This is a genomic window from Angustibacter speluncae (assembly GCF_054777815.1).
The window spans coordinates 1-952 of record NZ_BAAHAF010000186.1 but is presented as its reverse complement, the minus strand read 5'-3'; the positions used below and the strand labels follow the sequence as shown (position 1 = coordinate 952).

The following is a 952-nucleotide window of genomic DNA, read 5'->3' as shown; positions in this document are numbered from 1 at the left end:
CCTCCCGCGCCCGGCTGGGCGTGCCCGCGTGAGGCGCTGGCGCACACCGGCGCTCATCGCGCTGGCCGTGCTCGTGCTCGCGGTCGCCATCGCGGCGTTCGCACCGCGCAGCACCGCGGGCGACCTCGACCCGGACTCGCCCGCGCCCGCCGGGTCCCGCGCGCTCGCGCAGGTGCTGGGCGAGCAGGGGGTGCAGGTCACCGCGACCACCCGGTTCGCCGAGGTCGACGAGGTCGCGGGCGGGGGCGACGCGACCGTCCTCGTCGTCGGCGCCGACCTGCTCGAGGCCGACCTGATCGACACCCTCACCTCCGACCTCGGGGGCAGCGACGTCGTGCTCGTCCGCCCCTCGCCCCGGGTGCTGGAGGACCTCGACCTCGACCTACTGGCCGGCGCGGCCGCCGCCGACGACCCGGTCGACCCCGGGTGCGACGTCGAGGCCGCGCAGGTCGCCGGCAGCACGCAGTGGGACGACGCCGTCGCCTACCAGGGGGTCGGCGGCGACGACGGCGACGTGACCTGGTGCTACCCCTCCGCCGACGCCGAGGCGCCGAACGGCCGCCTGCTGGCCCTCGACCGCGACGGCACGCAGGTGGTCGTCCTCGGGTCCACCGAGCCGCTGGTGAACGAGCACGTCGCCGAGACCGGCAACGCGGCCGTCGGGCTGCACCTGCTCGGCGGGCACCGCGACCTGGTGTGGTGGAAGGTCGACCCGCTCGACCCCGCGCTCGTCGACGGCGGGCGCGCCGCACCGGGCGACCTCGCCCCGCCGTGGGTCGGGCTGGTCGCGGTCTGGCTCGTGCTCGTCGCCGCGCTGGCCGTCCTCTGGCGCGGACGCCGTTTCGGCCCGCTGGTGCCCGAGCCGCTGCCGGTGGTCGTGCGCTCCGCCGAGACCGCCCGCGGCCGGGCCGCGCTCTACCGCGAGTCCGGCGCGCGCGACCGCGCCGCCACC

The 952-nt window shown here is 78.4% G+C and carries 1 protein-coding gene; it reads left to right on the top strand.

The window, feature by feature from the left end:
• Window positions 1-28 precede the first annotated feature (28 nt).
• On the top strand, window positions 29-952 hold a 924-nt coding region (locus ACYVKY_RS20315), incomplete at its 3' end, for a DUF4350 domain-containing protein (protein ID WP_460436802.1).